General features: G+C 64.1%; 27 protein-coding genes. 19 read left to right on the forward strand and 8 right to left on the reverse strand.

Annotated features, from left to right (window positions below):
- Nucleotides 1-30: 30 nt before the first annotated feature.
- Together K323_RS0103670 and K323_RS0103675 are read right to left on the reverse strand one after the other, a co-directional pair.
- Nucleotides 31-657: a response regulator gene (locus tag K323_RS0103670; RefSeq protein ID WP_022883934.1), complete on the reverse strand. Its 627-nt coding sequence runs from the start codon at nucleotides 655-657 to the stop codon at nucleotides 31-33.
- Nucleotides 654-1,916, reverse strand: coding sequence for a sensor histidine kinase (locus tag K323_RS0103675; RefSeq protein WP_022883935.1), 1,263 nt, complete (start codon nucleotides 1,914-1,916; stop codon nucleotides 654-656). Before K323_RS0103675 ends, K323_RS0103670 begins: the two co-directional genes overlap by 4 nt.
- Before the next feature lie 172 nt (nucleotides 1,917-2,088).
- On the opposite strand from K323_RS0103675, the gene K323_RS0103680 reads away from it, so the two are divergent.
- The 4 genes from K323_RS0103680 to hemW all read left to right on the forward strand — a co-directional run bounded on the left by K323_RS0103680 (nucleotide 2,089) and on the right by hemW (nucleotide 6,533).
- Complete coding sequence (locus K323_RS0103680; protein ID WP_022883936.1) at nucleotides 2,089-2,379, forward strand: hypothetical protein; 291 nt, start codon at nucleotides 2,089-2,091, stop codon at nucleotides 2,377-2,379.
- 407 nt (nucleotides 2,380-2,786) lie between these two features.
- Nucleotides 2,787-4,637 (forward strand): translation elongation factor 4, encoded by a 1,851-nt coding sequence (gene lepA / locus K323_RS0103690; protein WP_022883938.1) that lies wholly within the window; start codon nucleotides 2,787-2,789, stop codon nucleotides 4,635-4,637.
- A gap of 4 nt (nucleotides 4,638-4,641) precedes the next feature.
- The gene (locus K323_RS0103695; protein ID WP_022883939.1) at nucleotides 4,642-5,289 is read left to right on the forward strand and encodes a DUF1990 domain-containing protein; all 648 of its coding nucleotides are present in this window, start codon (nucleotides 4,642-4,644) and stop codon (nucleotides 5,287-5,289) included.
- Between the two features lie 5 nt (nucleotides 5,290-5,294).
- A complete protein-coding gene (gene hemW / locus K323_RS0103700; protein ID WP_022883940.1) occupies nucleotides 5,295-6,533 on the forward strand; it encodes a radical SAM family heme chaperone HemW in 1,239 nt (412 codons plus the stop codon).
- 9 nt (nucleotides 6,534-6,542) lie between these two features.
- Here hemW and K323_RS0103705 read toward each other — a convergent pair whose 3' ends face one another.
- Together K323_RS0103705 and K323_RS0103710 are read right to left on the reverse strand one after the other, a co-directional pair.
- Nucleotides 6,543-6,917, reverse strand: a complete 375-nt coding sequence (locus K323_RS0103705) for a DUF4870 domain-containing protein (protein ID WP_022883941.1) — start codon at nucleotides 6,915-6,917, stop codon at nucleotides 6,543-6,545.
- Between the two features lie 140 nt (nucleotides 6,918-7,057).
- A complete protein-coding gene (locus tag K323_RS0103710; RefSeq protein ID WP_084697017.1) occupies nucleotides 7,058-7,504 on the reverse strand; it encodes a DUF4870 domain-containing protein in 447 nt (148 codons plus the stop codon).
- A 166-nt stretch (nucleotides 7,505-7,670) separates the two neighbouring features.
- Here K323_RS0103710 and hrcA point away from each other — a divergent pair, with 166 nt between their 5' ends.
- The 8 genes from hrcA to era all read left to right on the forward strand — a co-directional run bounded on the left by hrcA (nucleotide 7,671) and on the right by era (nucleotide 14,831).
- Nucleotides 7,671-8,693: a heat-inducible transcriptional repressor HrcA gene (gene hrcA / locus K323_RS0103715; RefSeq protein ID WP_022883943.1), complete on the forward strand. Its 1,023-nt coding sequence runs from the start codon at nucleotides 7,671-7,673 to the stop codon at nucleotides 8,691-8,693.
- A 108-nt stretch (nucleotides 8,694-8,801) separates the two neighbouring features.
- Nucleotides 8,802-9,908, forward strand: a complete 1,107-nt coding sequence (gene dnaJ / locus K323_RS0103720) for a molecular chaperone DnaJ (protein ID WP_022883944.1) — start codon at nucleotides 8,802-8,804, stop codon at nucleotides 9,906-9,908.
- An 8-nt stretch (nucleotides 9,909-9,916) separates the two neighbouring features.
- Entirely contained in the window at nucleotides 9,917-10,699 is a 783-nt protein-coding gene (locus K323_RS0103725; protein WP_022883945.1) for a 16S rRNA (uracil(1498)-N(3))-methyltransferase, read from the forward strand.
- A gap of 19 nt (nucleotides 10,700-10,718) precedes the next feature.
- Nucleotides 10,719-11,075: an HIT domain-containing protein gene (locus K323_RS0103730; RefSeq protein ID WP_022883946.1), complete on the forward strand. Its 357-nt coding sequence runs from the start codon at nucleotides 10,719-10,721 to the stop codon at nucleotides 11,073-11,075.
- A gap of 67 nt (nucleotides 11,076-11,142) precedes the next feature.
- Entirely contained in the window at nucleotides 11,143-12,159 is a 1,017-nt protein-coding gene (locus K323_RS0103735; protein WP_245570920.1) for a PhoH family protein, read from the forward strand.
- Nucleotides 12,156-12,623 carry an rRNA maturation RNase YbeY gene (gene ybeY, locus K323_RS0103740; protein WP_022883948.1) on the forward strand — a complete coding sequence of 156 codons (468 nt, stop codon included), beginning with the start codon at nucleotides 12,156-12,158 and terminating at the stop codon, nucleotides 12,621-12,623. The genes K323_RS0103735 and ybeY overlap by 4 nt, the downstream gene beginning before the upstream one ends.
- Entirely contained in the window at nucleotides 12,620-13,939 is a 1,320-nt protein-coding gene (locus tag K323_RS24105) for a hemolysin family protein (RefSeq protein ID WP_022883949.1), read from the forward strand. The genes ybeY and K323_RS24105 overlap by 4 nt, the downstream gene beginning before the upstream one ends.
- Nucleotides 13,932-14,831, forward strand: coding sequence for a GTPase Era (era, locus tag K323_RS0103750; protein WP_022883950.1), 900 nt, complete (start codon nucleotides 13,932-13,934; stop codon nucleotides 14,829-14,831). Before K323_RS24105 ends, era begins: the two co-directional genes overlap by 8 nt.
- Here era and K323_RS0103755 read toward each other — a convergent pair.
- A complete protein-coding gene (locus K323_RS0103755) occupies nucleotides 14,828-15,544 on the reverse strand; it encodes an ArsR/SmtB family transcription factor (RefSeq protein WP_022883951.1) in 717 nt (238 codons plus the stop codon). The two genes, era and K323_RS0103755, sit on opposite strands and share 4 nt — an antisense overlap.
- A gap of 94 nt (nucleotides 15,545-15,638) precedes the next feature.
- On the opposite strand from K323_RS0103755, the gene K323_RS0103760 reads away from it, so the two are divergent.
- Nucleotides 15,639-16,577 (forward strand): cytochrome P450 family protein, encoded by a 939-nt coding sequence (locus K323_RS0103760; protein ID WP_022883952.1) that lies wholly within the window; start codon nucleotides 15,639-15,641, stop codon nucleotides 16,575-16,577.
- Nucleotides 16,574-17,356 carry an isocitrate lyase/PEP mutase family protein gene (locus tag K323_RS0103765; RefSeq protein WP_022883953.1) on the forward strand — a complete coding sequence of 261 codons (783 nt, stop codon included), beginning with the start codon at nucleotides 16,574-16,576 and terminating at the stop codon, nucleotides 17,354-17,356. The genes K323_RS0103760 and K323_RS0103765 overlap by 4 nt, the downstream gene beginning before the upstream one ends.
- A 15-nt stretch (nucleotides 17,357-17,371) precedes the next feature.
- On the opposite strand, the gene K323_RS0103770 is transcribed toward K323_RS0103765, so the two are convergent.
- From K323_RS0103770 to K323_RS24110, 3 genes are read right to left on the reverse strand one after another with little or no spacing between them, the layout of a single operon-like run.
- Nucleotides 17,372-18,190, reverse strand: coding sequence for a DUF4097 family beta strand repeat-containing protein (locus tag K323_RS0103770; RefSeq protein ID WP_022883954.1), 819 nt, complete (start codon nucleotides 18,188-18,190; stop codon nucleotides 17,372-17,374).
- Nucleotides 18,191-18,243: 53 nt separating this feature from the next.
- A complete protein-coding gene (locus tag K323_RS0103775; protein WP_022883955.1) occupies nucleotides 18,244-18,903 on the reverse strand; it encodes a response regulator in 660 nt (219 codons plus the stop codon).
- Nucleotides 18,891-20,120 carry a sensor histidine kinase gene (locus K323_RS24110; protein ID WP_022883956.1) on the reverse strand — a complete coding sequence of 410 codons (1,230 nt, stop codon included), beginning with the start codon at nucleotides 20,118-20,120 and terminating at the stop codon, nucleotides 18,891-18,893. The genes K323_RS0103775 and K323_RS24110 overlap by 13 nt, the downstream gene beginning before the upstream one ends.
- A 116-nt stretch (nucleotides 20,121-20,236) precedes the next feature.
- Here K323_RS24110 and K323_RS24115 point away from each other — a divergent pair, with 116 nt between their 5' ends.
- The 5 genes from K323_RS24115 to K323_RS0103805 all read left to right on the forward strand — a co-directional run bounded on the left by K323_RS24115 (nucleotide 20,237) and on the right by K323_RS0103805 (nucleotide 26,034).
- Nucleotides 20,237-21,007: a lysoplasmalogenase gene (locus K323_RS24115; protein WP_022883957.1), complete on the forward strand. Its 771-nt coding sequence runs from the start codon at nucleotides 20,237-20,239 to the stop codon at nucleotides 21,005-21,007.
- Between the two features lie 192 nt (nucleotides 21,008-21,199).
- Nucleotides 21,200-23,065, forward strand: coding sequence for a sensor histidine kinase (locus K323_RS28740; protein WP_022883958.1), 1,866 nt, complete (start codon nucleotides 21,200-21,202; stop codon nucleotides 23,063-23,065).
- 5 nt (nucleotides 23,066-23,070) lie between these two features.
- A complete protein-coding gene (locus K323_RS0103795) occupies nucleotides 23,071-23,754 on the forward strand; it encodes a response regulator (RefSeq protein WP_026851189.1) in 684 nt (227 codons plus the stop codon).
- 124 nt (nucleotides 23,755-23,878) lie between these two features.
- Entirely contained in the window at nucleotides 23,879-24,640 is a 762-nt protein-coding gene (locus K323_RS0103800; protein ID WP_022883960.1) for an ABC transporter ATP-binding protein, read from the forward strand.
- Nucleotides 24,637-26,034, forward strand: coding sequence for an ABC transporter permease (locus tag K323_RS0103805; protein ID WP_026851190.1), 1,398 nt, complete (start codon nucleotides 24,637-24,639; stop codon nucleotides 26,032-26,034). Before K323_RS0103800 ends, K323_RS0103805 begins: the two co-directional genes overlap by 4 nt.
- Nucleotides 26,035-26,182: the final 148 nt, after the last annotated feature.

Raw genomic sequence — 26,182 nt, forward strand, 5'->3', positions numbered from 1 at the left:
CATTGCCCTTGCCGTTATTGTGCCCTGCCGTCATTGTGCCCTGATGACTCCCAATTCTCTCGCGCGCGCCACAGCGGAGGTGCGCGAACTCACGCCGAGTTTGGTGAAGATGTGCACCAGGTGGGATTTCACCGTCGCCTCGCTCAGGAACAGCTCGTGCCCGATCTTCCGGTTGGAGTGGCCGGCGGCGACCAGGCTCAGTACCTCGGCTTCCCTCAGGGTGAGCTGAGTCTCCGGCGCCCTGGTCCTGGTGTCGATCCTCGAGGCGACGGCTGGAGCGAGGGCGCTTTCGCCCGCGGCCGCAGCACGCACGGCCTGGATCAGTTCTCGAGGGGGAGCGTCCTTGAGCAGGTACCCGGCCGCCCCCGCCTCGACGGCGCCGAGGATGTCAGCGTCGGTGTCGTAATTGGTCAGCACAAGCACTCGCGGAGCATCCGGTCGCAGGCGAACGCGCCTGGTTGCTTCAGATCCCTGCATCCCGCCGCCGAACTGCAGGTCCATCAGGACCAAATCGATTCCACCTGCGGACGCGAGACTGATCGCTTCTTCGGCTGTGGAGGCTTCCGCCACGATTTCCATGTCGTTTTCGGCGGAGAACAGGGCGCGGAGCCCGGCACGCACGACGGGATGGTCGTCGGCCAGCAGGATCCGGATCACTGGTCGTCCTCCTCGGTCAGGCTCTCTGCCGACAGTGGGAAAGTGACGGCGATGGCGGTTCCCTTGCCGGGCTTGGACTCAATTGTCAGTGTTCCACCCAATTGTTCGACCCGCTGGCGAATCGCCACGAGGCCGAAGGAATCCGCCGGCCGGTCGGAGTCGATCGTCGATACCTGGAAGCCGCGTCCGTTGTCGACGATATCGAGGGCAACCTCATCGGTCATGTAGCTGAGTGTGATCTCTGCCCGCGTCGCCGCTGCGTGCTGGGTCACATTCGCCAGGGAGCCCTGCGCGATGCGCAGCAGGGTCGATTCGAGCCGCATCGGCAGTGGAATGGGATCGCCAGTGACCTGCAGGCTGACCAGCGTGGTCTCAGGGGCCTGCAATTCCCTCGTCTGCATTCCCGATGTCGTCGCCGATTCCGCCAGCCGCTTCAGCGCGCCGGGGAGCGTCTGCGTGTCGAGTGCGGGAGGAGTGAGTTCACGGATGAACCGGCGCGCTTCCTGCAGGTTCGTGGACGCTGTCTCTCTGGCCAGGCGCACATGGCCGAGAGCCCCGGCATCCGTCATCGTTCGTTCGGCTGCGTGGAGAAGTAACTGGATGCTCGAGAGTCCCTGGGCGAGCGTGTCGTGGATCTCGCGGGCGAGGCGCTCGCGTTCCGCGAGTGTTCCGGCTTCTCGTTCGGTGGAGGCGAGCTCGGCGCGGGCCCCGATGAGGTCGCGGATGAGTGCCTGCCGTTCCTCTGCCTCGCGCAGCATTGCTCGATAGCCCAGGCCGATCGCGACCGCGACGCCGGCGCCGATCAGAGGTCCGAAGATGGCGCCGACGTTCCAGCCGAAGTGAAGGCCGAGAACGCCGATGGCCAGGACAACGCTGACGAGCACGGCCGGGATGCCCCAGCGCAGCGGCAGCACATGCAACTGCAGGAAGAACAGGGGGAACACGATGTACGCGGCGTCGGAGGAGAGCAGGGTGAGCAGGAGCCAGAGCGCCATCAGGAGCACCAGCCAGACCGGGACGATCCAGGTCGACGGCCGAGTGCGGGCGAGGTAGCTGCCGGCGACGTATGCGCCGAGGAAGAGACCGGCAAGCGCGACGATGAATCCGGGCCACGGCCACACCCCGAACGACGCGCGCACGATAACGAACAGGGTGAGCACGGTGATCAGGACGTGCAGGCCGATGCGGAGCCCGGTGAACACCGGCGTCAGCGCCGAGTGGGGGAGCCGGCTACCGATGGTCGCGTCTGAAGTGGACATGTGCTTTCAGCCTAGCCAGCGGGCCCCTGCCTCGGCATCAATCAAACGACGGATGCCAGGCTTTACGCTTCTGTTGCGCACTGTGTCCACACCTCAGAGTTCTGGCAAAGAAGGTTGAAAGAATTACCCGAACATACTTTCGAATGTGGGAGATTTGTGGGATGATCAATGCATGGGAATCCTCACCGATCAACTCCGACAGGCCGCCACCACGGTCGCGGCATCGGTATCGGTGACGGGCGGGGTCGCGTTGAATGCGGATCAGGTGCACCGTTTGGCACGGCGTCTCCGTGACGAGTTGGATCAGGACGGGATCCTGGCCAGGGCGAAGAGCCAGCATGATGCCCGATACTTCAAGGTCTGGCGTCGCCCAGACGGCATGCGCGGGACGCAGTCCCGCGAAAGGCGGCAGCCCGTCCCCAGGAAAACCCGGGAACTCGCGCGCTTCCCTTGCGCTTCTTGAAACGGAACGTGCTTCCCACGTTGGAACGCGCGAGCTCACAGTCTGCCGGTTGATTGGTTGCCGCCTTTCGCGCCGCTTCGCGACGCGCAACCAACCACTGGAACATCATCCGCAAGGGCGGCGACTATTACCTTCGCCCACCAGTGGGCATCGACCCCGACCAAGTGTTCCGCCCGATGCCCTCCAAAAACCCACTCACGGCTGACACCCGGAACACCGAACGCCAGAAGCAAGCCGGCTGAGCCATCGGGGAGAACTCTGCCCAGCGACGCCTAATCGGAGAGCCGCAGCTTCGCGTGGGGGTTTCGAGGCTTCGTTCGCTGGCGCTCTCTGCGCACCTCAACCATCGAGGAGGGAATTCCGCACGGTGTCGGGGGGACCGCCACCCATGGGACAATTGGGGCACCATGTCACCTCGAGCTTCCCTGGCGCTTCAAGCGGCCGCAACTGCCCCCGCTCAGATCCGCAACTTCTGCATCATCGCGCACATCGACCATGGCAAGTCCACCCTGGCCGACCGGATGCTGCAGATCACCGGAGTCGTCGACGAACGTTCCATGCGTGCCCAGTACCTCGACCGGATGGACATCGAGCGCGAACGCGGCATCACCATCAAGAGCCAGGCCGTGCGTATGCCCTGGGAACTCGGCGGCAACACCTACGCACTGAACATGATCGACACCCCCGGCCACGTGGACTTCACCTACGAGGTCTCCCGCAGCCTGGCCGCCTGCGAAGGTGCGCTCCTCCTCGTCGACGCGGCCCAGGGTATCGAGGCCCAGACCCTCGCGAACCTCTATCTTGCGCTGGAGAACGACCTCACCATCATCCCGGTGCTGAACAAGATCGACCTGCCGGCCGCAGACCCAGACAAATACGCGAAAGAACTCGCGAGCCTCATCGGCGGCAGCCCAGACGACGTGCTCCGTGTCTCAGGCAAGACCGGCGTCGGTGTCAGCGAGCTCCTCGACCGGGTGACCGAACTCGTTCCGGCACCCACAGGCGACGCATCGGCTCCCGCCAGGGCCATGATCTTCGACTCGGTCTACGACAGCTATCGGGGCGTGGTCACGTATGTGCGCATGATCGACGGCAAGCTCAGCCCGCGCGAGAAGATCCAGATGATGTCAACCCGAGCGACCCACGAGATCCTCGAGATCGGGGTCAGCTCTCCAGAGCCGACTGAGAGCCAGGGCCTCGGAGTCGGCGAAGTCGGCTACCTGATCACCGGCGTGAAAGACGTGCGCCAGTCCAAAGTAGGCGACACCGTCACCACCGCGGCCAAGCCGGCCACGCAGGCGCTTCCCGGCTACACGGAGCCGAAGCCCATGGTCTTCTCCGGCCTCTACCCGATCGACGGCAGCGACTATCCCGTGCTGCGAGACGCCCTCGACAAGCTGAAGCTTTCCGACGCGTCCCTCGTCTACGAGCCCGAGACATCCGTCGCCCTCGGTTTCGGGTTCCGGTGCGGCTTCCTCGGTCTCCTCCACCTCGAGATCATCACCGAACGACTTGAGCGCGAATTCGATCTCGACCTGATCGCGACCGCCCCCAGCGTGATCTACGAGGTCACAACAGACGACAAGAAGACCGTCACAGTGACCAACCCGAGCGAATTCCCTGACGGCAAGATCGCCAAAGTGGAAGAGCCCGTCGTCAAGGCCGCGATCCTCGCCCCGAAAGATTACGTCGGCGTGATCATGGAGCTGTGCCAGAGCAGGCGCGGCACCCTGCTCGGCATGGAATATCTGGGCGAAGACCGCGTCGAGATCCGCTACACCATGCCGCTCGGCGAGATCGTCTTCGACTTCTTCGACAACCTCAAGAGCCGTACCGCCGGTTACGCCTCCCTCGACTACGAGCCGATCGGCGACCAGGAAGCCGACCTGGTGAAGGTCGACATCCTGCTGCAGGGCGAGCAGGTCGACGCGTTCAGCGCCATCGTGCACCGCGACAAGGCCTACGCATACGGCGTGCTGATGACCGGGCGCCTGCGTGAGCTCATCCCCAGGCAGCAGTTCGAAGTACCGATCCAGGCCGCGATCGGCGCGCGCATCATCGCCCGTGAGAGCATTCGCGCGATGCGCAAAGACGTGCTCGCCAAGTGCTACGGCGGCGACATCAGCCGTAAGCGCAAGCTGCTGGAGAAGCAGAAGGAGGGCAAGAAGCGCATGAAGATGGTCGGCAGGGTCGAAGTGCCGCAGGACGCCTTCATCGCCGCCCTTTCAGGCGACACGGAGAAGAAGAAGAAAGACTAGACGGATGCGTCGCGAAACCTTCACGGATGCCTCGGTCACCTACGGGGCGATCGGTGGCACCCTGGCAGAAGACCTGCTCAGCTACCCACCGAAGGGCTACCGCCCTATAGAGCGCTCTGTTCGCCTCGGCAGCGGCACCGAACGCTTCGAACTGGCGACGAAGTCTCTGATGACCTGGGGGGTGCAGCGTGGCAGCGGCATCCGGGTCACCGAACTGGAAGCCGGAACCGGCGTGCAATACGCCGGAATCGTGTTCAACGAGGACGGTTCGCCGGCCAGCGAGCAGCAGCACCCGCTGAATGAGGCAATCTTCACCGAAGACGGCACGCCATACATTGTCAACGGCATGACAGCGAAGCTGAAGATTCCGTTCGGTCCATTCACTATCACTGCTCCGTTGCGTGTGGTCTATGTGATCGATGAAGTGAACCGCATCGGCTTCGCATACGGCACGCTGAAGGGCCACCCGGAGAGCGGGGAGGAGTCGTTCATCGTCGAAAAGCATGACGACGATTCCGTCTGGCTCACCGTGCGGGCCTTCTCTCGTGCCGGCAGCTGGTACTACCGCCTGGCCTGGCCGATCCTTCGGACCCAACAGGAGAAGTTCACCAAACGGTACCTGCGGGCACTTCACCCCGCCGGCGCCGCGTAGGCGAGATGCCGAGCGCCCTTCCCCTCGCCGATCCGGCTCCGCTCGACGGACTCCTTCCCGCTTCGGCCGCCGTCGGCTCCACTGAACGCGACTTCGGCGTGTACCTCCACGTGCCGTTCTGTCGGGTGCGTTGCGGTTACTGCGACTTCAACACCTACACCGCCACCGAACTGCGTGGTGTAAAGCAAAGCGACTACGCCAGCCAGGCGGTCATGGAGGTCGAGTCCGGCGGCCGCATCCTGACGGAGTCCGGCGTGCCTTCGCGGCCGGCCGCGACGGTGTTCTTCGGCGGTGGTACTCCCACACTTCTCCCTGCCGAGAACCTGGTGAGGATGCTGCAGGCAGTTCGCGACACCTGGGGCATCGCCGACGGCGCCGAGGTCACGACCGAGGCGAACCCAGACTCGGTCGACGCCGCCTACTTGGCCGAGCTGGCGGCATCCGGTTTCACTCGGGTGTCGTTCGGCATGCAGTCTGCCGTGCCTCGCGTGCTGGCCACACTCGAGCGCACCCACGACCCAGAACGCATCCCGTTTGTCGTGCAGTGGGCGCGTGAGGCCGGCCTCGACGTCAGCCTTGACCTCATCTACGGCACGCCGGGGGAGTCGCTCGCCGACTGGCAGGTGAGCCTCGAACATGCCATCAGCCAGCAGCCAGACCACATCAGCGCCTACTCGCTGATTGTCGAGGACGGCACGAAACTGGCCAGGCAGATCCGGCGTGGCGAGGTGGCGCAGGTCGACGAAGATCACCAGGCCGACCTCTACGAATTGGCAGACGACCTCTTGGGGACGGCAGGTTACGACTGGTACGAGGTCAGCAACTGGGCGACGGATGTCGCGCACAGGTCACGACACAACCTCGCATACTGGCGCAGCCAGGACTGGTGGGGGGTGGGGCCAGGCGCACACAGCCACGTCGGCGGAGTGCGCTGGTGGAACGTCAAGCATCCGGCCGCCTATGCCGACCGCATCCTCGCCGGTCACTCACCCGCGGCCGGGCGGGAAACACTCGACGCCGCCACCCGTGAGACGGAGCGCGTGCTTTTGCTCAGCCGCATCCGTGAAGGTATTCCGGTGGCGTCACTATCATCTGCCGCACGCACGCACGTCGCCGGATTGATCGCCGACGAACTGGTTAACGCGAAAGCCGCCCTCTCCGGAACAATCGAACTGACCCGGAAAGGGCGGCTTCTCGCTGATGCGGTGGTGCGTCGGCTGCTCAGCGACTCACCAGCGCACTGAACCGTTGAGTTAGCTGACGAACTTGATCGACATCGGGTAGGTGTATGGCTGGCCCTTGTTCGCGGCGATCGCGGCGATGATGCCGAATACGATCGCGAGGATCCAGGCGATGATGATGATGAAGATGCCGACGATCACAATCGACAGGATGCTGCCGACGATGTACGCAATCAGCAGGGTGATCTGGAAGTTGAGTGCCGTGGCCGTGTGCTGGCGGATGAACGGGCCCCTGTCCTTCAAGACGAGGTAACCGATCAGGGCTGGCAGGAAGCCGAACAGAATTCCGCCGATGTGGATGAGCGTCGCCCACAACTTCTCGTCGGACGGGTTCATCGGCGTCGGTGCCTGGTATGGGTTGGCGGGAGGGGGAGTTGCGTCAGACATTCAGTCTCCTATTTGTCGGCGCTCGAATTGAGCAGTCGAAATGACGGGTGTCGTGCAGTGACCACAATAGCGGCACCCGTTTGCGGGGCGCGGGATCTGGCGCCACCGCGTTACGTGATGCCTCGCTATTTAATGCCTCGCTATTTAATGAAGCGGATGCTGAACGGGTAGCGGTAGTGGTTGCCATCCTTGGCCTGCACGAAGCCGAGGATCGAGAAGATCACGCCGCCGATCCACACCACCCACACCAGCAGGCCGATGAGGGACCCGATGCCGAACGTGACCATCGCGACCAGACCAGTGACAAACCAGATCACCACATAGGCGATGACCAGGGTGATCTGGAAGTTCAACGCCTCCTTCGCCTCCGTCGCGGTGAACCGCCCCCGGTCCTTGAAAACCAGGTAGATGATCAGCGACGGCAGGAAGCTCAGGATCCCGCCCAGGTGGGCGAACGATGCCCATTGCTTGTCCTGGGCCTCAGTGAGCGGCGCTCCGGCGGCAGGTGCCGCCGGCTGGTATGGCTGCTGGGGTGGTTGCTGGCCCAGATTCGGATCGCCGGGGGCCTGGGCGTTTGGATCGCTCATCATCATGCCTTTCAGACGGTGGTACTCGGGATCGAGGTGTCGGTATGTGCCTAAGCTACTGCGCCGCCGGGCCGTAGGCAATGACCCTGATGCCCGATGTCACGATATGATTGGCACTCAGTCATTGCGAGTGCTAACAACCGGTGAGCAAGGGAGGCGATCGTCGATGGTGTCTGATCGCAGTCTTGAGGTCTTGCGCGTGATCGTGCAGGACTACGTCGCGTCGCGGGAACCGGTCGGATCGAAATCGATCGTCGATCGTCACGCGTTCGGTGTCTCTGCCGCAACCATCCGCAATGACATGGCACTTCTCGAAGAGGAAGAGCTGATCGCTGCTCCGCATACGTCGAGTGGGCGCATCCCCACAGACAAGGGGTATCGGCTCTTCGTCGACCACCTGGCCGGCATCCGTCCGCTCAGCCAGGCGCAACGTCAGGCCATCGAGACCTTCCTCGGCCAGTCCGCAGACCTCGATGAGGTGCTCGCGCGCAGTGTCAGACTGCTTTCTCAGCTGACGCATCAGGTCGCGCTCGTGCAGTACCCTTCCCTGTCGAAGGCGAAGGTGCGCCATATCGAGCTGGTGCCGCTGAGCGACACCAGGCTGCTCAGCGTGCTGATCACCGACTCCGGTCATGTCGAACAGCGAGTGATCGACCTGCCGCACACCGTCGACGATGGCGTGCTCGGCGATGTGCGTGCACGCTTGAACGTCGCCGTCGGTGGGCGCGCGATGGGCGAAGCTGCGGCCGTGCTCCAGCATCCGGACGCATTCGGACCGAAGGACCTTCACGAGGTGATCGGTTTGATCGCAGAGAACCTGGTCGACCAGATCGGCGCCAACCGGCAGGAGCGGCTGGTCATGGCGGGAGCCGCGAACCTGGTGCGAACGGAGGAAGACTTCACCGGAAGTATCTTCCCGGTACTCGAGGCGATCGAGGAACAGGTGGTGCTGTTGCGACTCTTCGGCGAGATGGCAACAGACCAGCACGGCGTCGCGGTGAGCATCGGCCGAGAGAATGCGCCGTTCGGCCTGGCCGAGACATCAGTTCTGACCAGCGGTTACCTGTCCAACGGTAGCGACCTGGCCCGGCTGGGAGTGCTCGGGCCGACTCGAATGGACTACTCAAACAACATGGCGGCCGTGCGCGCTGTTGCCAGGTATCTTTCACGCCTGCTCGGCGAGAATTGATCGCCCTGCCCCTGACTTATCACGATCACTGACTTATCACCATCACCGACTTATCACCATCACCGTTTCACACGACTGCAACTGTTACAGAACTGAGGAGAGCCACGTTTGGCTGACCACTACGAAGTACTCGGCGTTTCCCGCGACGCCACCACAGACGAGATCAAGAAGGCGTACCGCAAACTGGCTCGCGAGCTACACCCAGATGTCAATCCGGGGGCGGATGCCTCAGAGCGATTCAAGTCGGTCACGCACGCGTACGACGTCCTGAGCGACGCGAAACAACGGCAGCAATATGACATGGGCGGCCAGAGCGGCGGGTTCGGTGACTCCGGCTTCGGAAACTTCGGTGACATCTTCGAGACCTTCTTCGGCGGAGGAGCCGGGGGCGCGGGCCGCGGCCCGAAGTCTCGTCGCGAGCGCGGGCAGGACGCCCTCATTCGCGTCGAGGTCGACCTTGACGAGATCATCTTCGGCACCCACAGGGACATCGAGGTCGACACTGCCATCGTCTGCCAGACCTGCAACGGTTCGTGTTGCCAACCGGGAACGTCGCCCGTCACCTGCGACATCTGCCATGGCACAGGCAGCGTGCAGCGTGCTGTCCGATCGCTGCTCGGCAACGTGATGACGTCGAGTCCCTGTGGCTCCTGCCGCGGGTACGGCACCATCATCGCAACGCCCTGCGTCACCTGCCAGGGTCAGGGTCGCGTGCGGGCACGCCGAACTGTCGCCGTCGACATCCCCGCCGGGGTGGATACCGGTCTTCGCCTGCAGATGCCGGGAAGCGGCGAGGCCGGACCGGCCGGCGGGCCGAATGGTGACCTCTATCTCGAAATGAAAGTGCGTCACCACGATGTCTTCAGCCGCAACGGCGACGACCTGTTGTGCACGCTCGAAGTGCAGATGACAGATGCCATCCTCGGGACCAACGTGACCCTGAAAGCACTCGACGGCGACATCGACGTCGAGCTTCATCCCGGCACGCAGAGCGCCGAGATCCTGACCATCAAAGATCGAGGAGTGACCAAGTTGCGCGGCAACGGCCGCGGCGACCTGCGGATCGGCGTTCAGGTGGTCACTCCCACCAGGCTCGACCACAAGGATCGCGATCTCATCTCCCAGTTCGCTGCCAGGCACAAGGCGCCTGAACCCATACTCGGTCATTTTCAGCAGGGTCTGTTCGCCAAGCTCCGCGACCGCTTCCTCGGCTGAGCGCTCCCATGGCCCACTTCTTCCTCGATGAGTCGCTTGATCCCGGAGAGTGCACGCCAGGGTCAACGGTCAGCATCGGCGGAACCGAGGCCAGGCACGCGGTGACCGTGAGCCGGGTGCGCGAGGGCGAACGACTTCTGATCGGCAACGGCAGCGGGCTGATGGTTTCGGGCACGGTTGCCGGTGCGGCGGCCACAGAACTGCGGCTGGTTATCACTGAGGCACGCATCGTGCCCGCGCCGTCACGGCGAATCACGCTGGTGCAGGCTCTGGCAAAGGGTGACCGCGACGAACTCGCCGTGCAGGCGGCGACGGAACTCGGAATCGATGAGGTCGTTCCTTGGTCCGCGTCTCGATCTGTCTCCCGCTGGGAAGGCGCGAAGCGCATCAAGGGGCGTAACCGCTGGACGAGCATCGTGCGTGAGGCGGCCAAACAGTCGATCCGCGCCTGGCTTCCCAGTGTCGCTGGATTGGCCACCACCAACGACCTCGCGCGCCGCGCGGCAGGCAGCCGGATGCTGGTGCTCGAGCCGACGGCATCCGTTCGCCTGACCGCGCTGGCGATCGATTCGGTGGAGATCGATTCAGTGGAGATCGATTCGGTGGAGATCGATCCGCTCGCGGACTTCTGCCTCGTCGTCGGTCCTGAGGGCGGTATCACCCCGGCAGAACTCGAAGCGCTGACGGAAGCCGGCGCGCTCGCTGTGCGGCTGGGCGACACGGTTCTGCGTACCTCGACCGCAGGACCGGCCGCGCTGGCCGTGTTGAACCAGTCGCTCGGCCGCTGGTAGGGCCGCTTAAGATAGAGGCATGGCTTCCACCGAACCGACAATCTTCGCCCGCATCGCTCTGCGGGAGATCCCGGCGAGCATCGTCGCTGAAACCGATCGGGTGATTGCGTTCGACGACATCTCCCCGCAGGCTCCGGTGCACGTGATCGTCGCGCCCAAGACACAGGAGTACCGCAACGTCGTTGAACTGGCGGCCGGAGACCCCGAGCTCCTCGTCGAATTGATCGACGTCGCCCGTGGTGTCGCCGACGAACGCACAGACGGGCAGTTCCGATTGGTGTTCAATACCGGAGCAGAGGCCGGTCAGACGGTGTTCCACGTGCACGCACATGTGCTGGGCGGTCACTTGGAAGAGGGCTCGCTTGGCTCAGCTTGATGCCGGTGGCGGCACCGGAAATTCCGAAGGGGCCGTCGATGTGCGCATCCACATCGATGGAATTGCCATGGTGCGGCTCCTCGGGCCCCAGGACCGGTTCCTCAGCACGATTGAGAAGCAGTACCCGCTGGTCACTCTGCACGTGCGCGGAAACGAAATCACTCTCAGCGGCCAGGCCGAACAGGTCGAGGCTGTTCGTCGACTTATCGAGGAATTGCAACTCATGATCAGGGATGGACAGGACTTCGGCGAAGCAGACGTGACGACTTCTGCTCGCATGCTCGGTATTGACAGCACCCAGAGCCCATCCGAGCTGCTCGGACAGGCGATTCTCAGTTCACGGGGCAAGAGCATCAGGCCGAAGACCATCGGGCAGAAGCAGTACGTCGACGCGATCGATGAGAACACCATCGTGTTCGGAATCGGTCCGGCGGGTACCGGAAAGACATATTTGGCCATGGCGAAGGCCGTGCAGGCACTGCAGCGCAAGGAAGTCGACCGCATCATCCTGACTCGCCCGGCGGTCGAAGCCGGAGAACGACTGGGATTTCTCCCAGGAACGCTGACCGACAAGATCGATCCGTACCTGCGGCCACTGTACGACGCACTCAACGAGATGATGGATCCTGAGCTGGTTCCGAAGCTGCTTGCCGCAGGAACGATCGAGGTGGCGCCACTCGCGTACATGCGCGGTCGAACCCTCAATTCGTCATTCGTTGTGCTCGACGAAGCACAGAACGCGACGCCGGAACAGATGAAGATGTTCCTGACCAGACTCGGTTTCGGCTCGAAAATGGTGGTCACCGGCGACATCACCCAGGTTGACCTGCCTGCCGGCACGAGCGGGCTTCGACTGGTGACACGGGTGCTGGAGAACATCGACGACATCCACTTCGCTCGGCTGACCAGTGCAGACGTCGTGCGGCATTCGCTCGTCGGGCGGATCGTGGATGCTTACACCGAATACGACGAGAAGAAGCAGGCGCAGCGGTTCGAAGGCGAGCAGGCGCGCGAGTTCGCCAACCGCGCCGAGCGCAGAAACAGTGGTCCGCACGACCGCTTTGTGAAACGGAGACCCAGTTGAGCATCGAAATCAACAATGAGTCGGCCATCCCGGTCGACGAGGCGGCCCTCCTGCGTCTCTCCGCCTTCGCGCTGGACGCCATGCACGTGCACCCAGACGCCGAACTCGCGATCGTGCTGGTCGATGAAGGCGCCATGGAGCAGCTGCATGTGCAGTGGATGGACGAACCCGGCCCGACCGACGTGCTGAGTTTCCCGATGGACGAGCTCCGCCCTGGCACGGAAGACGCAGAGACTCCGGCCGGCCTGCTGGGAGACATCGTGCTCTGCCCGCAGGTCGCGCAGGCTCAAGCCGAAACAGCCGGCCACTCGACGCTCGACGAGCTGTTGCTGTTGACGACCCACGGCATCCTGCACCTTCTCGGATTTGATCACGCCGAACCGAATGAAGAGAAGGAGATGTTCGGTATCCAGCGTGACATCCTCGTCGGATTTGCCATGCAGGAGAAACGCAGCCGATCATGATCGTCGGCTGGTTCGTCGGAGTCGCCGTCGCGCTGGTCGCGTTCGGCGGCCTGATGGCCGCCGTGGATGCTGCGCTGATGGCGCTGTCACGGGCGGACATCGCCGAGCTCGCCGTCGAATCGCGAGCGAAGAAGTCGCTCGAGGCCATCGCTGCAGACACCGGTGCGCACCTGAACGCGATCAACTTCATGCGGATCATCGCGGAAACCACTGCTGCAGTCCTGGTCACCCTGGTTTTCGCGACCACGATCGAGCAGATCTGGCTCGCGTTGCTCTTGTCGGCTCTCATCATGACGGCGGTGTCATTTGTGCTGGTCGGCGCAAGCCCGCGCAGCGTCGGTCGGGCGCATCCGGCTACGCTGCTTCGCCTGACCGCGCCCCTCGTGCACTTCCTGCGACTGCTGCTCGGTCCAATCGCCAACGCCCTCGTCGCCCTCGGCAACCGGGTGACTCCCGGGCGGGCCAGACTGGTCAGCTTCACTTCTGAAGACCAGCTGCTCAGCATGGTCGACGAGGCCGCGGAACTCGAAGTGCTCGAAGAAGAGGACCGCGAGCTCATCCACTCGATCTTCGAGTTCAACGAGACAGTGGTGCGCGAGGTCATGGTGCCCCGCACCGACATGGTGACGATCGAAGCGGATTCCACGCTCGGCGCAGCGATGGGCCTGTTCCTGAGCAAGGGTTTCTCGCGGGTACCCGTGATCGACGGCGAGGTGGACGACGTCATCGGCGTGCTCTACCTGCGCGACGTGGCCCGGCTGGTCTACGAACGGCCGATCAACGCTGAAGGCCTGACAATCGGTGAACTCGCCCGGCCCGCCCTGTTTGTTCCGGAGTCGAAGAAGGCAGATGATCTTCTTCGTCAGATGCAACTGGAGTCGAACCACCTGGCGATGGTCGTCGACGAGTACGGCGGAATCGCTGGCCTTGCTACGCTCGAAGACCTGATCGAGGAGCTGGTGGGCGACATCTCTGACGAGTACGACCGCGATGTGGTCGAGGTTGAAGACCTCGGTTCCGGTCGATACCGCGTGAGCGCCAGGCTCGCCGTCGACGAGGTCGGCGAACTCTTCGACCTCGATCTCGATGACGACGATGTCGACTCGATCGGCGGACTCCTGGCGAAGGCGCTCGGACGACTGCCTGTTGCCGGTTCTGTGGCCAGAGTCAGCGGTCTCATCCTGACAGCAGATCGCACAGAGGGTCGCCGCAAACGGATCAGCACAGTATTGGTTGAACGTGACGAAGCGCTCATCGATGCCCAATCGGCATTCCTCACCATGCCGGACGACGAAGGAGCCACCAGACGTGACTGAACAAGAATACCGAGCGGGGTTCGTGTCGTTCGTCGGCCGTCCGAACGTGGGAAAGTCGACCCTCACCAATGCGTTGGTGGGGGAGAAGGTGGCGATCACCTCATCGAAGCCGCAGACGACGCGGCGTGCCATCAGGGGCATCGTTCACCAAAAGGACGGCCAGCTGATCCTCGTCGACACACCCGGCATCCACCGGCCGCGCACCCTGCTCGGCGAACGCTTGAACTCGCTGGTGCAGGCGACACTCGGCGACGTCGACGTGATCGGGCTGTGCATTCCGGCGAATGAGCCGATCGGTCCTGGTGACCGGTTCATCAACGAGCAGCTCGATGAGTTCCCGCGTGCCAAAAAAGTCGCGATCGTCACCAAGATCGATGCGGCCTCAAAGACGACGGTCGCGGCGCAGTTGCTCGCTGTGTCGCAGTTGCGGGAGTGGGAGGCGATCGTGCCGATTTCGGCGACCAGCAGCATCCAGCTCGACACGCTGACAGCGCAACTGCTGCGACTTCTTCCTCCGTCGTCTGCGCCGCTGTATCCGGCCGATACCGTGACGGACGAGACCCTCGAATCACGAATCTCCGAGTACATTCGCGAGGCTGCGCTCGAGGGAGTCACAGACGAGCTGCCGCACTCGATCGCGGTGACGATCGACGACATCATCGAACGCGACGACCAGGACCTGGTCGAGATCTACGCCAACCTCTTCGTTGAGCGAGACAGCCAGAAAGGCATCATCATCGGCAAGTCCGGCGGCCGCCTGAAAGATGTCGGAGTGCGCGCCCGCAAACAGATCGAGCCGCTGATCGGAAAACGGGTGTTCCTATCGTTGCGGGTCAAGGTCGCGAAGGAATGGCAGCGCGATCCCAAGCAGCTTGGCCGGCTCGGCTTCTAGCGCGCAGCAGGAGAGCTTTCATCGTCAAGCACAACGCCGAGCCGCCGCAATTCGCTGCGGCCAAGCGCGGTGAAACGGATCCCGCGGCCGGTGCGTGCGCGTTCAGCCCAGCCGTGCTCGAGAATCGACGTGAACAATCGCGCTCCCAGCGCCCCGGCCAGATGCGGGCGCCTCTGGGTCCAGTCGAGGCAGCCGCGAACCAGCGGGCGGCGTGAAGCAACCACCGGTTCCACATCCATCTCGAGCGCGGTGAAGATCGGATGCCCGGTCGCGGCGACGGTTCCGTTCGCACCGTTCTCGAGCGGGGCGATGGCCTCATCGTGGATGAGGCGGTCGGCAATGGCGAGAGCGGCAGCACCGGCAAGGTGGTCGTAGCAGCTTCGGGCGAAGCCGAGCTGTGCGGCCGATTTCGACTGTGCGAGCGATTGCACCGTGTGTCGCGGGGCGATCGCAGAGAGAGCTTCGATCGCGTTCGCTGTGTCCGGTCCGGAGAGCGTGAAGTACCGGTGTCTTCCTGATCGGGTCGCGGTGACCAGGCCGGCAGAAGTGAGCCTGGCCAGGTGTTCGCTGGCTGTCGACGGCTTGACCCCGGCAATGGCCGCGAGGTCGGAAGCCGGCAGCGATCGGCCTCCGAGCATGGCCATCAGCATGGCAGCCCTTGCCGGGTCGCCGATGAGCATCGCGGGGTGAGAGATCTGCGCGTCGCCTTCCATACAGATCAGCCTAGAACGCGCATACTTCGGCCGGGGCCGAACTGTTCCGCACCTACCGTAGATACACAGCAGACCAGGAACTGAGGGTGAGGCAATGAGCACCAACGGAGTGGATACGGCGAACAGTGATCAAGGGCTAGCGCAGGACATCAGAATCACCGACCGAATCACTGACCGAATCACCGACCGCGAGCGAATTGTCGCCGTGCTCACAGATCCCGCGTACACCGTGCCGGAGCCGCCGCAGGACGGCGTGCCAGGCACGCTCGCCTGGCTGCGAGCATCGGCGTCGCGTTTCGCCAACGGCGATGCACACCAGATGCGGCGTGAACGCGTGCAGGCCGAACTGTCTGGGCTCGCCGCGTGCGACCTGTCCGAGATGGCCGCGGTTCGTACCAGGGCGAGATGTGCGAACTCCGATGCCGGAGCGTCGAACTGCATCGATGCGATCGCCTTCCACGTGCCGGTCGCCGTTCTCGCTGAAGCACTGGGCTTCGCCGAGCCGGAGCGAATGCCGGCATTGGTCGGCGTTGTTGCGCCATCGTATTTCACGGGCGAAGGCACGCAGGCGACGGATGCCGCGGTGCAGGAACTTCTCGCCGCCGCAACAGCGGACGCTCCGGGTGTCGACACAGCCCTCGCGCGTGTCAGTATTCTCATTCAGTCATATGACGCCACTGGGCGGCTGATCGAGCGCGCGGTGGGGTGGGCAGCGCGCGCGGACCCGGGGATGTCCGTCGAGGCGATTCTCGATGAGGTGCTGCGTCTCGCCCCACCGGTTGCCGTGCTGCGCCGACAGGATTCCGTCGGCCGGATCGTCGAAATCGATGTGACGTCCGCCGAGTTCTCCGGTGCTTCCGAACAGTACGACGGGCAGCCGCCGCTCACCTTCGGTTTCGGCGAGAGGCGCTGTCCGGGAATCTCGGAATCGATCGATATCGCGACCGGGGTTGTGTCCGCGATTCGGGCCGACCTTCGGAACAGAGCTGGCCGTCGGAACAGTGCTGACCGCCGGAACAGTGGGGAGGCATGATGCACCCGGTAGAGCGTTTTCACCGCCTGCACGTTCCTGGGGACCCGATTCTGTTGCCGAACGCGTGGGACCTTCCGTCAGCGCGCGTGCTCGAGCGTTCTGGCTTCGATTTCATCGGCACCACCAGCCTCGGGGTGTCCGCCGTGGCGGGAAAATCCGATGGCACAGGGTCCGCGCGGGACGAGACCGTTGACCTTGCCCGGTTGCTTGGCCGGCTCGGTGCCGGCGTCACGGTCGACATAGAAGCTGGCTTCGATGATGATCCGGCTGTTGTCGCCGACCTGGTTGCGGAACTCGCATCGTTCGGCATCGTCGGAGTCAATATCGAAGACGGCCGGCCAGACGAAACGCTCGCACCGGTGGAATTGCAGGTGCAGAAGATCGAAGCAATCAGGCTTGCAGCTCCGGTGTTCTTCATCAATGCGCGGACCGACCCGTATTGGGTGAAACAGGACGATGACTCGTTCAGCGTCGCCCTGGAACGGGCTCTGAGGTACTGCGATGCCGGGGCCGACGGCATCTTTGTTCCCGGTGTGAGCGAATCAGGCGTGATCGCCGACCTGGCTGAAGCCGTGCCGGCGCCGTTGAATATTCTCTATCAGCCGGGCGGGCCGACTGTTCTAGACCTCGCCCGTCTTGGGGTCGCGCGCGTGAGTTGCGGATCGTTGCTCTTCCGCGGCGCTCTGGGAGCGATTGAAGCGTTGGCCGCCGACATCCGTTCCGGCCGTCAGGTCTCCGGAGCGGGGATACCGTCTTACTCCGCACTGCAGTCCTGGTGACGCAAGCGCACCAGTTCAGTGGTGTACCGAGATGTCGCCGACGGTGGTCTCGAGGCGAACCAGGGTGTCAGCATCGGGGTCGTCCGCGATGTCGACGTGCATGTCTCCGACGTTCGTCGATGTTTCCACCCGATACTGTCCGCGTGGGAGGCGAAGCTCGAGCTCACCGACGTTGGAGACGAGTGTGACGCCGGTTGGAGCGGACGCCAGCTCTGCCGTGATGTCGCCGACGGAGGATTCGGCGCGGAAGTCGCCGGAGACACGATAGCGATCCGCGGTGATCTCACCGGCCGTCGTCTCCAGGTTGGCACTGTCCGCCGAGCCGGCCAGGCGCAGGTCGCCCGCGGTTCCAACGAACTCGACATTTCCGAAGTCGCCGGCGAGTGAGACGTCCCCGACATCGCTGTCGGCGGTGAAGTCGACTCCGGTCTGCGAATCGGGGAGCACGATGGTCAGGTGTGGTGATCTGCTGAAGTCACCCGGCAGCCACCAGCCTCCGCCGTGCTCGATGACGCTGACTCGCAGCGTTTTGCCGACCACCTCGACATCGAATGTCATGTTTCGTCGGTTATTGTTCTGCTCGAAGGTGAGCACGGGCTCCGTGACGGTGCCGTGTTCAACCGTGACATCGGCGACTTCGGCCGTCAGGTCGACAGCCTCGAAGTCCTGGTCGATCGTGATCTCTCGCGAGGCATCCGTTCTGGTGGCGGCCGACACGCTGGTCACGACGACGCCGCCGATGAGACCGGCGACAACAACTGAACCGACGATCAGCAGGGTGCGCCGCAGGGCTGGGGACGATGGTGCGGGTGAGGTGGGCGTCGAATCCGACATGGTGTTCTCCTGATGCTGACTGCGGGCTGGTCGATGGGGTGGATGATTCCTGATCAGAGCGAGCGGATGTCGCTCTCGAGATAACGAAGGACGGCGAGGACACGGCGGTTGCCGGTGTCTTCCTGGGACAGGCGAAGCTTGGTGAAGATCGCCGAGATGTGCTTTTCGACAGAGCCTTCCGTCACGGAGAGCTCGCGGGCTACGGAACTGTTGGAGCGCCCTTCCGCGATCAGCCCGAGCACAACGCGTTCGCGCTCGGTGAGGCGATCGAGTCCATCGGTGCGCCGAGAGCGCACCACAAGCTGGGCGACAACTTCCGGGTCGAGCACGGTACCGCCGGATCCAACGTCCGACACCGCGGCGAGGAAGGTGTCGACGTCGGCGACTCTGTCCTTGAGGAGGTAGCCGAGGCCGGCGGACCGGTCGGCGATGAGCTCTCCCGCGTAGCGTTCCTCGACGTACTGGGACAACACCAGCACGCGCACACCCGGGTTCTGCGACCGGACGATGACAGCGGCTCTGATGCCCTCGTCGGAGAAGGTCGGCGGCATGCGCACATCAACGATCGCCAGATCGGGCTCGTGCTCCGCGACGGCCCGGAGCAGTGCCGGGGCAGTATCGACGGCGCCGAGCACGGTGTGACCGGCGTCGGTGAGAAGCAGTTCGAGTCCCCGACGGAGCAGTACAGAGTCTTCGGCAATCACGATGCGCATGGCAGCTCCATAGTCAGTCTGGTCGGCCCGCCTGCTGGGCTGTCAATGGTCAGGGTCCCGCCGGCCGCGCGTACCCGCGCATCGATCCCGGCGAGGCCTCCGCGCACAAGATCGTCGCCGACCGCCGCGCTTCCGCGGCCGTCGTCGGTCACGGTGGTGGAGAGGATGCCGTCGGTACAGCTGACGGAGACCTGGCAGTTCTTCGCCAGAGAATGCTTGGAGACGTTGGTGAGCGCCTCGGCGATTGTGAAGTAGACCACAGCCTCGATCTCGGCGCTCTGCCGCTCCCGGAGTTGGACGTCGACCCTCGTCGGCACGCTGCACCGGGAAGCCAGCGCAGAAAGCGCCGCGTCAAGGCCGCGATCGGTAAGAACAGCCGGGTGGATGCCGCGGGCCAGTTGCCTGAGGTCGGTGATGGCCAGCTTTGCATCAGCGTGCGCCTGCTCGAGCAGCATTCGGGCCGTCGCCGGGTCGGTGTCCAGCTTTGACCTCGCCATGCCGAGTGTCATTGCGACCGCAACGAGCCTGGGCTGTGCGCCGTCGTGTAGGTCGCGTTCGATCCGTGTGCGTTCGATGGTCGCTGCATCCACCGCGGCCTGACGTTCGCCGGCGAGGGTGTCGATCTCCTGTCGAAGCGCGGCGCTTTTCGGCGAGCCGAGCAGGGGCGCAAGCACCGTGCGGTCGAACACGCCGGCGAAATAGACCAGGACTCCGATCAGGGCGAGGGCGACGATGGCGATCACCGTGCTCGGCAGGCGGCCAACGGTGTCGAGAAGAGGGGCAGTGAACGACGTCCTGCTGCCCAGGACCAGGTCGACGGCAGTGATGAGTCCGGCCCACACGATCGTGACGGCGAGCGTGCCGAGCAGCATGCTGGCGAAGTGGTGCAGGAGGACACGCCACGTGTTCGCGTCGCGGAGATCCTCGATTGCCTGCGCGAATGGGCGCTTCCAGCCTGTCTGAGTGGAAACCGGTCGAACGGGGACGGTGATGCGTGTGGACAGGAGGGCATCTGCCCGTACCCGTTCAACCCATCCTGTGAAGCGCGTGAGGGAGGCGGCCAGGCCGAGAAAAATCAATCCGAAGCCGAGCGCAGGCAAGGTCGCAACGCCCGTGATGAGGAGGGCAAAGAGGGCAGCAAACCAGAGTGTGCCAAGGACGGCATCGAGCAACAGGTCGATGCCCGCAGCCCAGGTGAAGGTGAGCGCTCTTCTCATGTCACTCACGGTACGGCGTCGGGCAGAGGATCTCGCCCCGGTACCTGCAGACTTCTGTGGGGGATAACCCCCGGGGTTCGGTCTGCGCTCTAGGGTGAGGGCAGGAGGCGTCCGTCATGAAGCAAGAACCAGAGCCGGGGGTGCCCAGCCTGACAGAGGTGCCCAGCCTGACAGAGGAGCCCATCCGGACAGCGGAGCCCGCGAAGAGGACCGGCCTTCAGCTTGCTGGTTTCATTCCTTTCGTCGCCATCGGCATCCTGCACCTGGCCGGGCTGATTTCAGACCAGACGTGGCTGTCGACGGCGACCAAGCCGCTGATCCTCCTGAGCCTGGCGTTCGCGCTGGTGTGGACAGTGCCCTCGCCCAGTAGTCGTACTCTTTCTCGCCCGGTGGTTATGGCTCTGGTCGGGCTGGGTCTCGGGTGGGTGGGTGACATTGCCCTGATGGTGGAAGGGCAGACCTGGTTCCTGGTGGGATTGGGCACCTTCCTCCTCGCGCATGTCGCCTATGTCGTCCTGTTCGTGCGCTACTTTGGCCACGGTCGCGTTCGGGCGGCCGCGCTGGTGTACCTGCTCTGGTTCGCCGGGCTGATGGCGCTGCTCTGGCCGCATCTGGGCGGGATGCTGGTACCGGTGCTCCTCTACGGCGTGGTGATCGGCGCAATGGCGGTTGCGGCCACCAGATGTGGTCCCACGGTTGCGATCGGCGCCGCCCTCTTCCTGCTGTCGGATTCCCTGCTCGCCGTGAACAGGTTCGTACCGGATGCCGGGCTCTGGCAACCTGATGTCCTGATCATGCTCAGCTACATCGCCGGGCAGGGCCTGATCGTCCTGGGCGTTGCGCGTGCTGCCGTCGCCACAGCACAACGGCCGGGGTCTCGGCGTTGATTACAGGCGTCGATTACAGGCGTCGATTACAGGCGTTGACTACATCTCGAGGATGATTTGTGCGGACCGGAGGCTGACTTCGGGGCACCTGACGCGGCTCGCAGGCTCCACGCGCCGTACTGTGGAATCGTGCCAGGGACGTCGAGCAAATCGAGATCGCAGGAAACAACTGTGTCCGCGATGAGACCCGAAATGCCCGAGTTCGCTGTGCGCTATCGGTGGTTGCTCGAACCCACGATTTCTCTGGTCGTGCTTGGTGCCTGGATCTTCGTTTCGTTGCCGTCGGGGACGCTGCCAGCAGCCGGCGTCGCCATCCTGCTGACGGCCTCGATAGCCATTTCACGGGTGACGCCTGGTTGGGCCCTGGCCGCAGGAGGACTCGCCGTTGTCGGTCAGCTCACTGTCTCGTCTGCGGATCTCTTCTCGCAGGTCTGGGTGTATCCGCTTGCCGGGGTCGTTGTCTTCTTTGCGGCCGGGGCATTCGGGAATCGGATCGTGCGTTGGCTCGGATTCTCGGCAGCTCTCGTATCTGTCTGGATGGCCACAGCGGTCATACTCATCGGCATCGGTGAAGAGAGGCCCGACGGTCTCCTTTCCTTCCAATTCCTCTTCGCGTTTCTCCTGGTGGGGCAGCTGCTGGGAGTCGTTCTGGTCGGCTCGTGGTGCATCGGCGTATCGCTCCGCGAGCGTTCATCGGTGCCGGCACGCGTAGCCTCTGCGCCGCAATTGGAAGCGTGGCTGATACGACCAGAGGTGGTGGCCACCAACGCGCACACGGCTGCGACAACCGACGTGTTTCGGCGAATGACGCCGAGTCAGATTGTGCTCGACGCGGGAATCGCGATCGCGTTCTTCCTGTTCTGCACGTCAACGCAGGCCGATGCGAATCCCGTGGCGCTTGTTGTGCTCCTGGTGTTCTCCCTCGCGGTTGGATTCAGGCGCATTGCACCGGCGGTGGCGTTGTCGCTCGCCTGGGTTGCGGCGATCCTGCAGATGACGCTCGGACTCAGCGTTCTGAACAGTGACCTTGCAGTGCTTGCCGTGCTCTACACGTCTGCTGCATATGGAAAGAGCATCACACGGTGGCTCGGACTGGCTTCGGCAGGGTTCGGCGCCCTCGTCGGGGCGATCTACATCGTGATTCTCGGCGGTACCGCGGGCTTCACGAACTCCATCCTGCCGGACATCGCATTCGGCACCGCGCGGTTCGGCCAACTGGTGGTGGGTTTCGCGGCCACCCTGGTGGCATCGCTCGGCGTGCTCGGCCTTGCGTGGACCGTCGGCCTCCTGGTGCGCACCTGGCGGAAGGCCATCGAGAGCCGGGAGCTGGAGAAACTCGCGATCGAAGAGCAGCGGCTCGCTGAGCGCACTGTTGTCGTGGAGCAGGAGCGCAATCGAATCGCCCGTGACATGCACGATGTCGTCGCCCATTCGCTCGCCGTCGTCATCGCCCAGGCAGACGGCGCACGGTACGTCAGGTCGAGCGATCCAGCAGCGGTCGACACCGCACTGACGACGATCTCCGCCACGGCGAGAGAAGCCCTCGGAGACGTTCGAATCCTCCTTGCACAGCTCAGGCAGGACGAAACCCGAGGACCACAGCCGGTACTCGCCGACCTGGACCGGCTGGTCGAGCAGATGCGCGGTGCGGGCCTCAGCATCGCCTGGACGGTGACCGGCACGCCGCGGCCCCTCGGATCCGGCGCCCAGCTCGCGGTGTATCGCGTCATTCAGGAAGCGCTCACCAATGCGCTTCGTCACGGCGATCGGGAGCGGAAGGTGCAGCTGAACGTGAATTGGGAACATGACACGATCGCGGTGGGAATCGACAACGCCGTTCGGTTGGGTGCCCAGACAGCGGCCGGAGCCGATGTCGGCCATGGGATTCCCGGTATGCGAGAGCGTGCGCTGCTGGCAGGTGGCGTGCTGACGACGGATGCCGCAGGCGAGCGATTTGTTGTCTCCCTGCGGGTACCCGCCGTCGCATCGCCGACCGGAAGTGCAGCGACTGGCAACGCACCGGCCGGTGGCGCGCCGACAACTAGGGAGTCTGCGTGAGCGGCATGAATGATCGTGGGGCCGACCGTATCCGCGTCGGTCTGGTCGATGACCAGGCGCTGTTCCGAGCGGGTATCCGGATGTTGGTCTCATCCCAGGCCGACCTCGAGTTCGCCGGGGAGGCCGGCAACGGCGCAGAGGGTGTGCTGATGGCGGCACGAGATCAGCCGGACGTCATCCTCATGGACATCCGGATGCCGGTCATGGACGGAATTCAGGCGACGGAGAAGATCCTGACCGCGGCTGACAGGAGCGGCAGCGCTCCTCCGCGGATCATCGTGCTCACCACATTCGACCTCGATGAGAGCGCCACGCGAGCGATCAGGGGAGGGGCGAGCGGATTTGTCCTCAAAGATGCCGACCCCGAATTTCTGCTCGCCGCGATTCGTACCGTTCACGCCGGAACCGCTGTGATCGCGGCATCCGCAACGCGTGAACTGTTCGAGCACTTCGATGCGCGCGCTGCGGCCCGGCCGGACGAACCGCCGTCGTTTGCCAGCCTCACCAGCCGGGAGCGCGACATTTTCCTGCTCGCCGCACGGGGCCTCAGCAATTCGGAGATTGCCGCGGGGGAATACCTCTCCGAGGCCACGGTGAAGACCCACATCAGTCGTATTCTCGCGAAGTTGTCTCTGCGCGATCGCGTTCAGCTTGTCGTGTTCGCCTTCGAACACCGACTCACGGTCTGACCGCTCGCATCTCGAGCACTGGGAGAGGGCAGAGCCGAGTATCGCGATGAATCATCCTTCAGAGTGATGCCGGATACACCTGTGGCGGGATTCGCCATTCCGGGCGACTTCCTAGCGTTGAAGTATGGAAATCACACCATCAGAACTCGGCCTGGTTGCCAGGGTCACCAACCTCACAAAATCCTACGGAAGCGCCCCGAACACCGTCACCGCGCTCGACGACGTCTCCATCGGCATCCGTCGTGGCGAGTTCACGGCCATCATGGGTCCCAGTGGCTCCGGCAAGTCGACGCTGATGCACATCATGGCCGGCCTCGACACTCCGACGGATGGTCGCGCCTGGCTGGCCGACACTGAGATCACCGCCATGGGTGACTCGGAATTGACCGTGCTGCGCCGCCGACGCGTCGGCTTCGTTTTCCAGGCGTTCAACCTGGTGCCGACGCTCGATGTGCGCGGCAACATCGTGCTTCCGTTCGAGCTCGACGGACGCCGCCCGACTGTTGTGGAGAAGGACTGGATCGAACAGCTCATCGATTCTCTCGGGCTGGCCAACCGGCTCACCCACCGACCATACGAGCTCTCGGGCGGGCAGCAGCAGCGCGTTGCGATCGCGCGCGCGCTGGCGACCAAGCCCGACCTGGTCTTCGCAGACGAGCCCACCGGCAACCTCGACTCCCGTTCCGGCCGCGAGGTGCTCGCGCTCCTCGCCGCCGCGAGTGCCAGCTATGGCCAGAGCATCGCCATGGTCACCCATGACCCGATTGCAGCGAGCCACGCCGACCGCATCATCTTCCTCGCGGACGGACGGGTTGTCGAAGAACGAGGGCGATCGAGCGCCGAGGAGATCTCGCGCATCATGCTCGGAATGGAGCAGAGGGTATGAGGGCGATGGGACGAGGCCGCGAACACGGTTCCAGCATTCTGGTTGCCGCCCTGAGTTCGGCATTCGGAGTGGTGCTCATCCAGGTGACCGGTGCGCTCAGCTTCATGATCTCCGCCGACAACATCGGACGCAGCACAACGGTGCGCATGATGCTGGCGATCGTGGCTTTCGTGTTCATCGTGATCGCCGTGTATGTGGGGTCGATCGTGACAGTGAACACGTTTGCCACGATCATCGCCGGCCGCACCCGTACCATCGCATTGCTTCGCCTGATCGGGTCGAGCGCCAGGGCACAGCGACGCGCAGTCGCCGCCGAAGGCTTCTGGGTCGGGGTTGTCGGAGCCTCGATTGGCGCGCTGGCCGGAACCGCCATGTCGATCGGAACGGTGCGCATCGCCGTCGCACAGTCTGTTGTGCCAGATCTCGACTACCCGCTGTTCGATCCGCTCATCGCCGCACCGATCCTGATCGTGGTGCTGTCGACCTGGCTCGCCTCGTGGGTCGGTTCCCGCCGTGTACTCACCGTCAGCCCGATGCAGGCCGTCGGAGCGTCGGGAGAACTCTCACGCGAGGAGACTCTCAGCCGCACCGGCAGGAACTTAACCGCTGTCGTACTCGGCGTTACCGGGTTACTGCTGCTCGGCGGGGGAGTCCTGCTCGGACTGATCTCCCCGTTGGGAATCCTGGTCGGGATGGTCGGCGGGATGCTGTCATTCAGCGGGCTGATCCTCGGCTCACACCTGGTGATGCCGTCGATCCTGCGTTTGACCGGCAGGCTGCTCGGGCGAAGCGCATCAGCACGCCTGGCAGCGGCCAACGCATTGCGCTACCCGGAGCGGTCATCCAGGGCGACAATCGGGCTCGTCATCGGCGTGACGCTGATCACCATGTTCGCTGTCGCCGGAGCGAGTTACCAGGACATGATGGCCCGTGCACAGGCCGCCCAACCTGAGGTGTACCAGGGTGTCGACAAGGTCGTCGCTGTCACCGTCGCGATCTTCTCCGTGCTCATTGGCTTCAGCGCACTGATCGCCGCAGTCGGCATGGTCAACAACCTGGCGCTCAGCGTTCTCCAGCGCACGCGGGAACTCGGTCTGCTGCGCGCGCTCGGCTTCACTGCGAAGCAGGTGCGACGGATGATTCTGGCCGAAAGCACGCAGATGACCATCGCCGCCGTCGGGCTGGGCCTTATTCTCGGCGTGTTTTATGGCTGGGCGGGTGCGCAGTCGCTCCTCGGCGCACAGGACGGAGTCGGTGTGATCGCCCCGAGCATCCCGTGGCTTCTGGTCGTGTTGTGCGTGGTCGGTGCCGCTGCGCTCACGCTGGCCGCGTCTGTCTCGCCCGCCCGCCGGGCCACCACGGTGTCGCCGGTCGTCGCCCTCGCTGCCGACTGACGCCGGCGGCCCTTCGCTCTGTCCACTGTCGCCGTTCGCCCACGGATACCGCCCACTGTCGCCGTTTGCGCCGAGATGACCCGCTGTGCCGGCGATTCTCGGAGCAAACGGCGATTCCCGGGCAGCGGAACTCACAGCGCCGCGGCAT

This window comes from Glaciibacter superstes DSM 21135 (assembly GCF_000421145.1).
GTDB classification, from domain to species: domain Bacteria; phylum Actinomycetota; class Actinomycetes; order Actinomycetales; family Microbacteriaceae; genus Cryobacterium; species Cryobacterium superstes.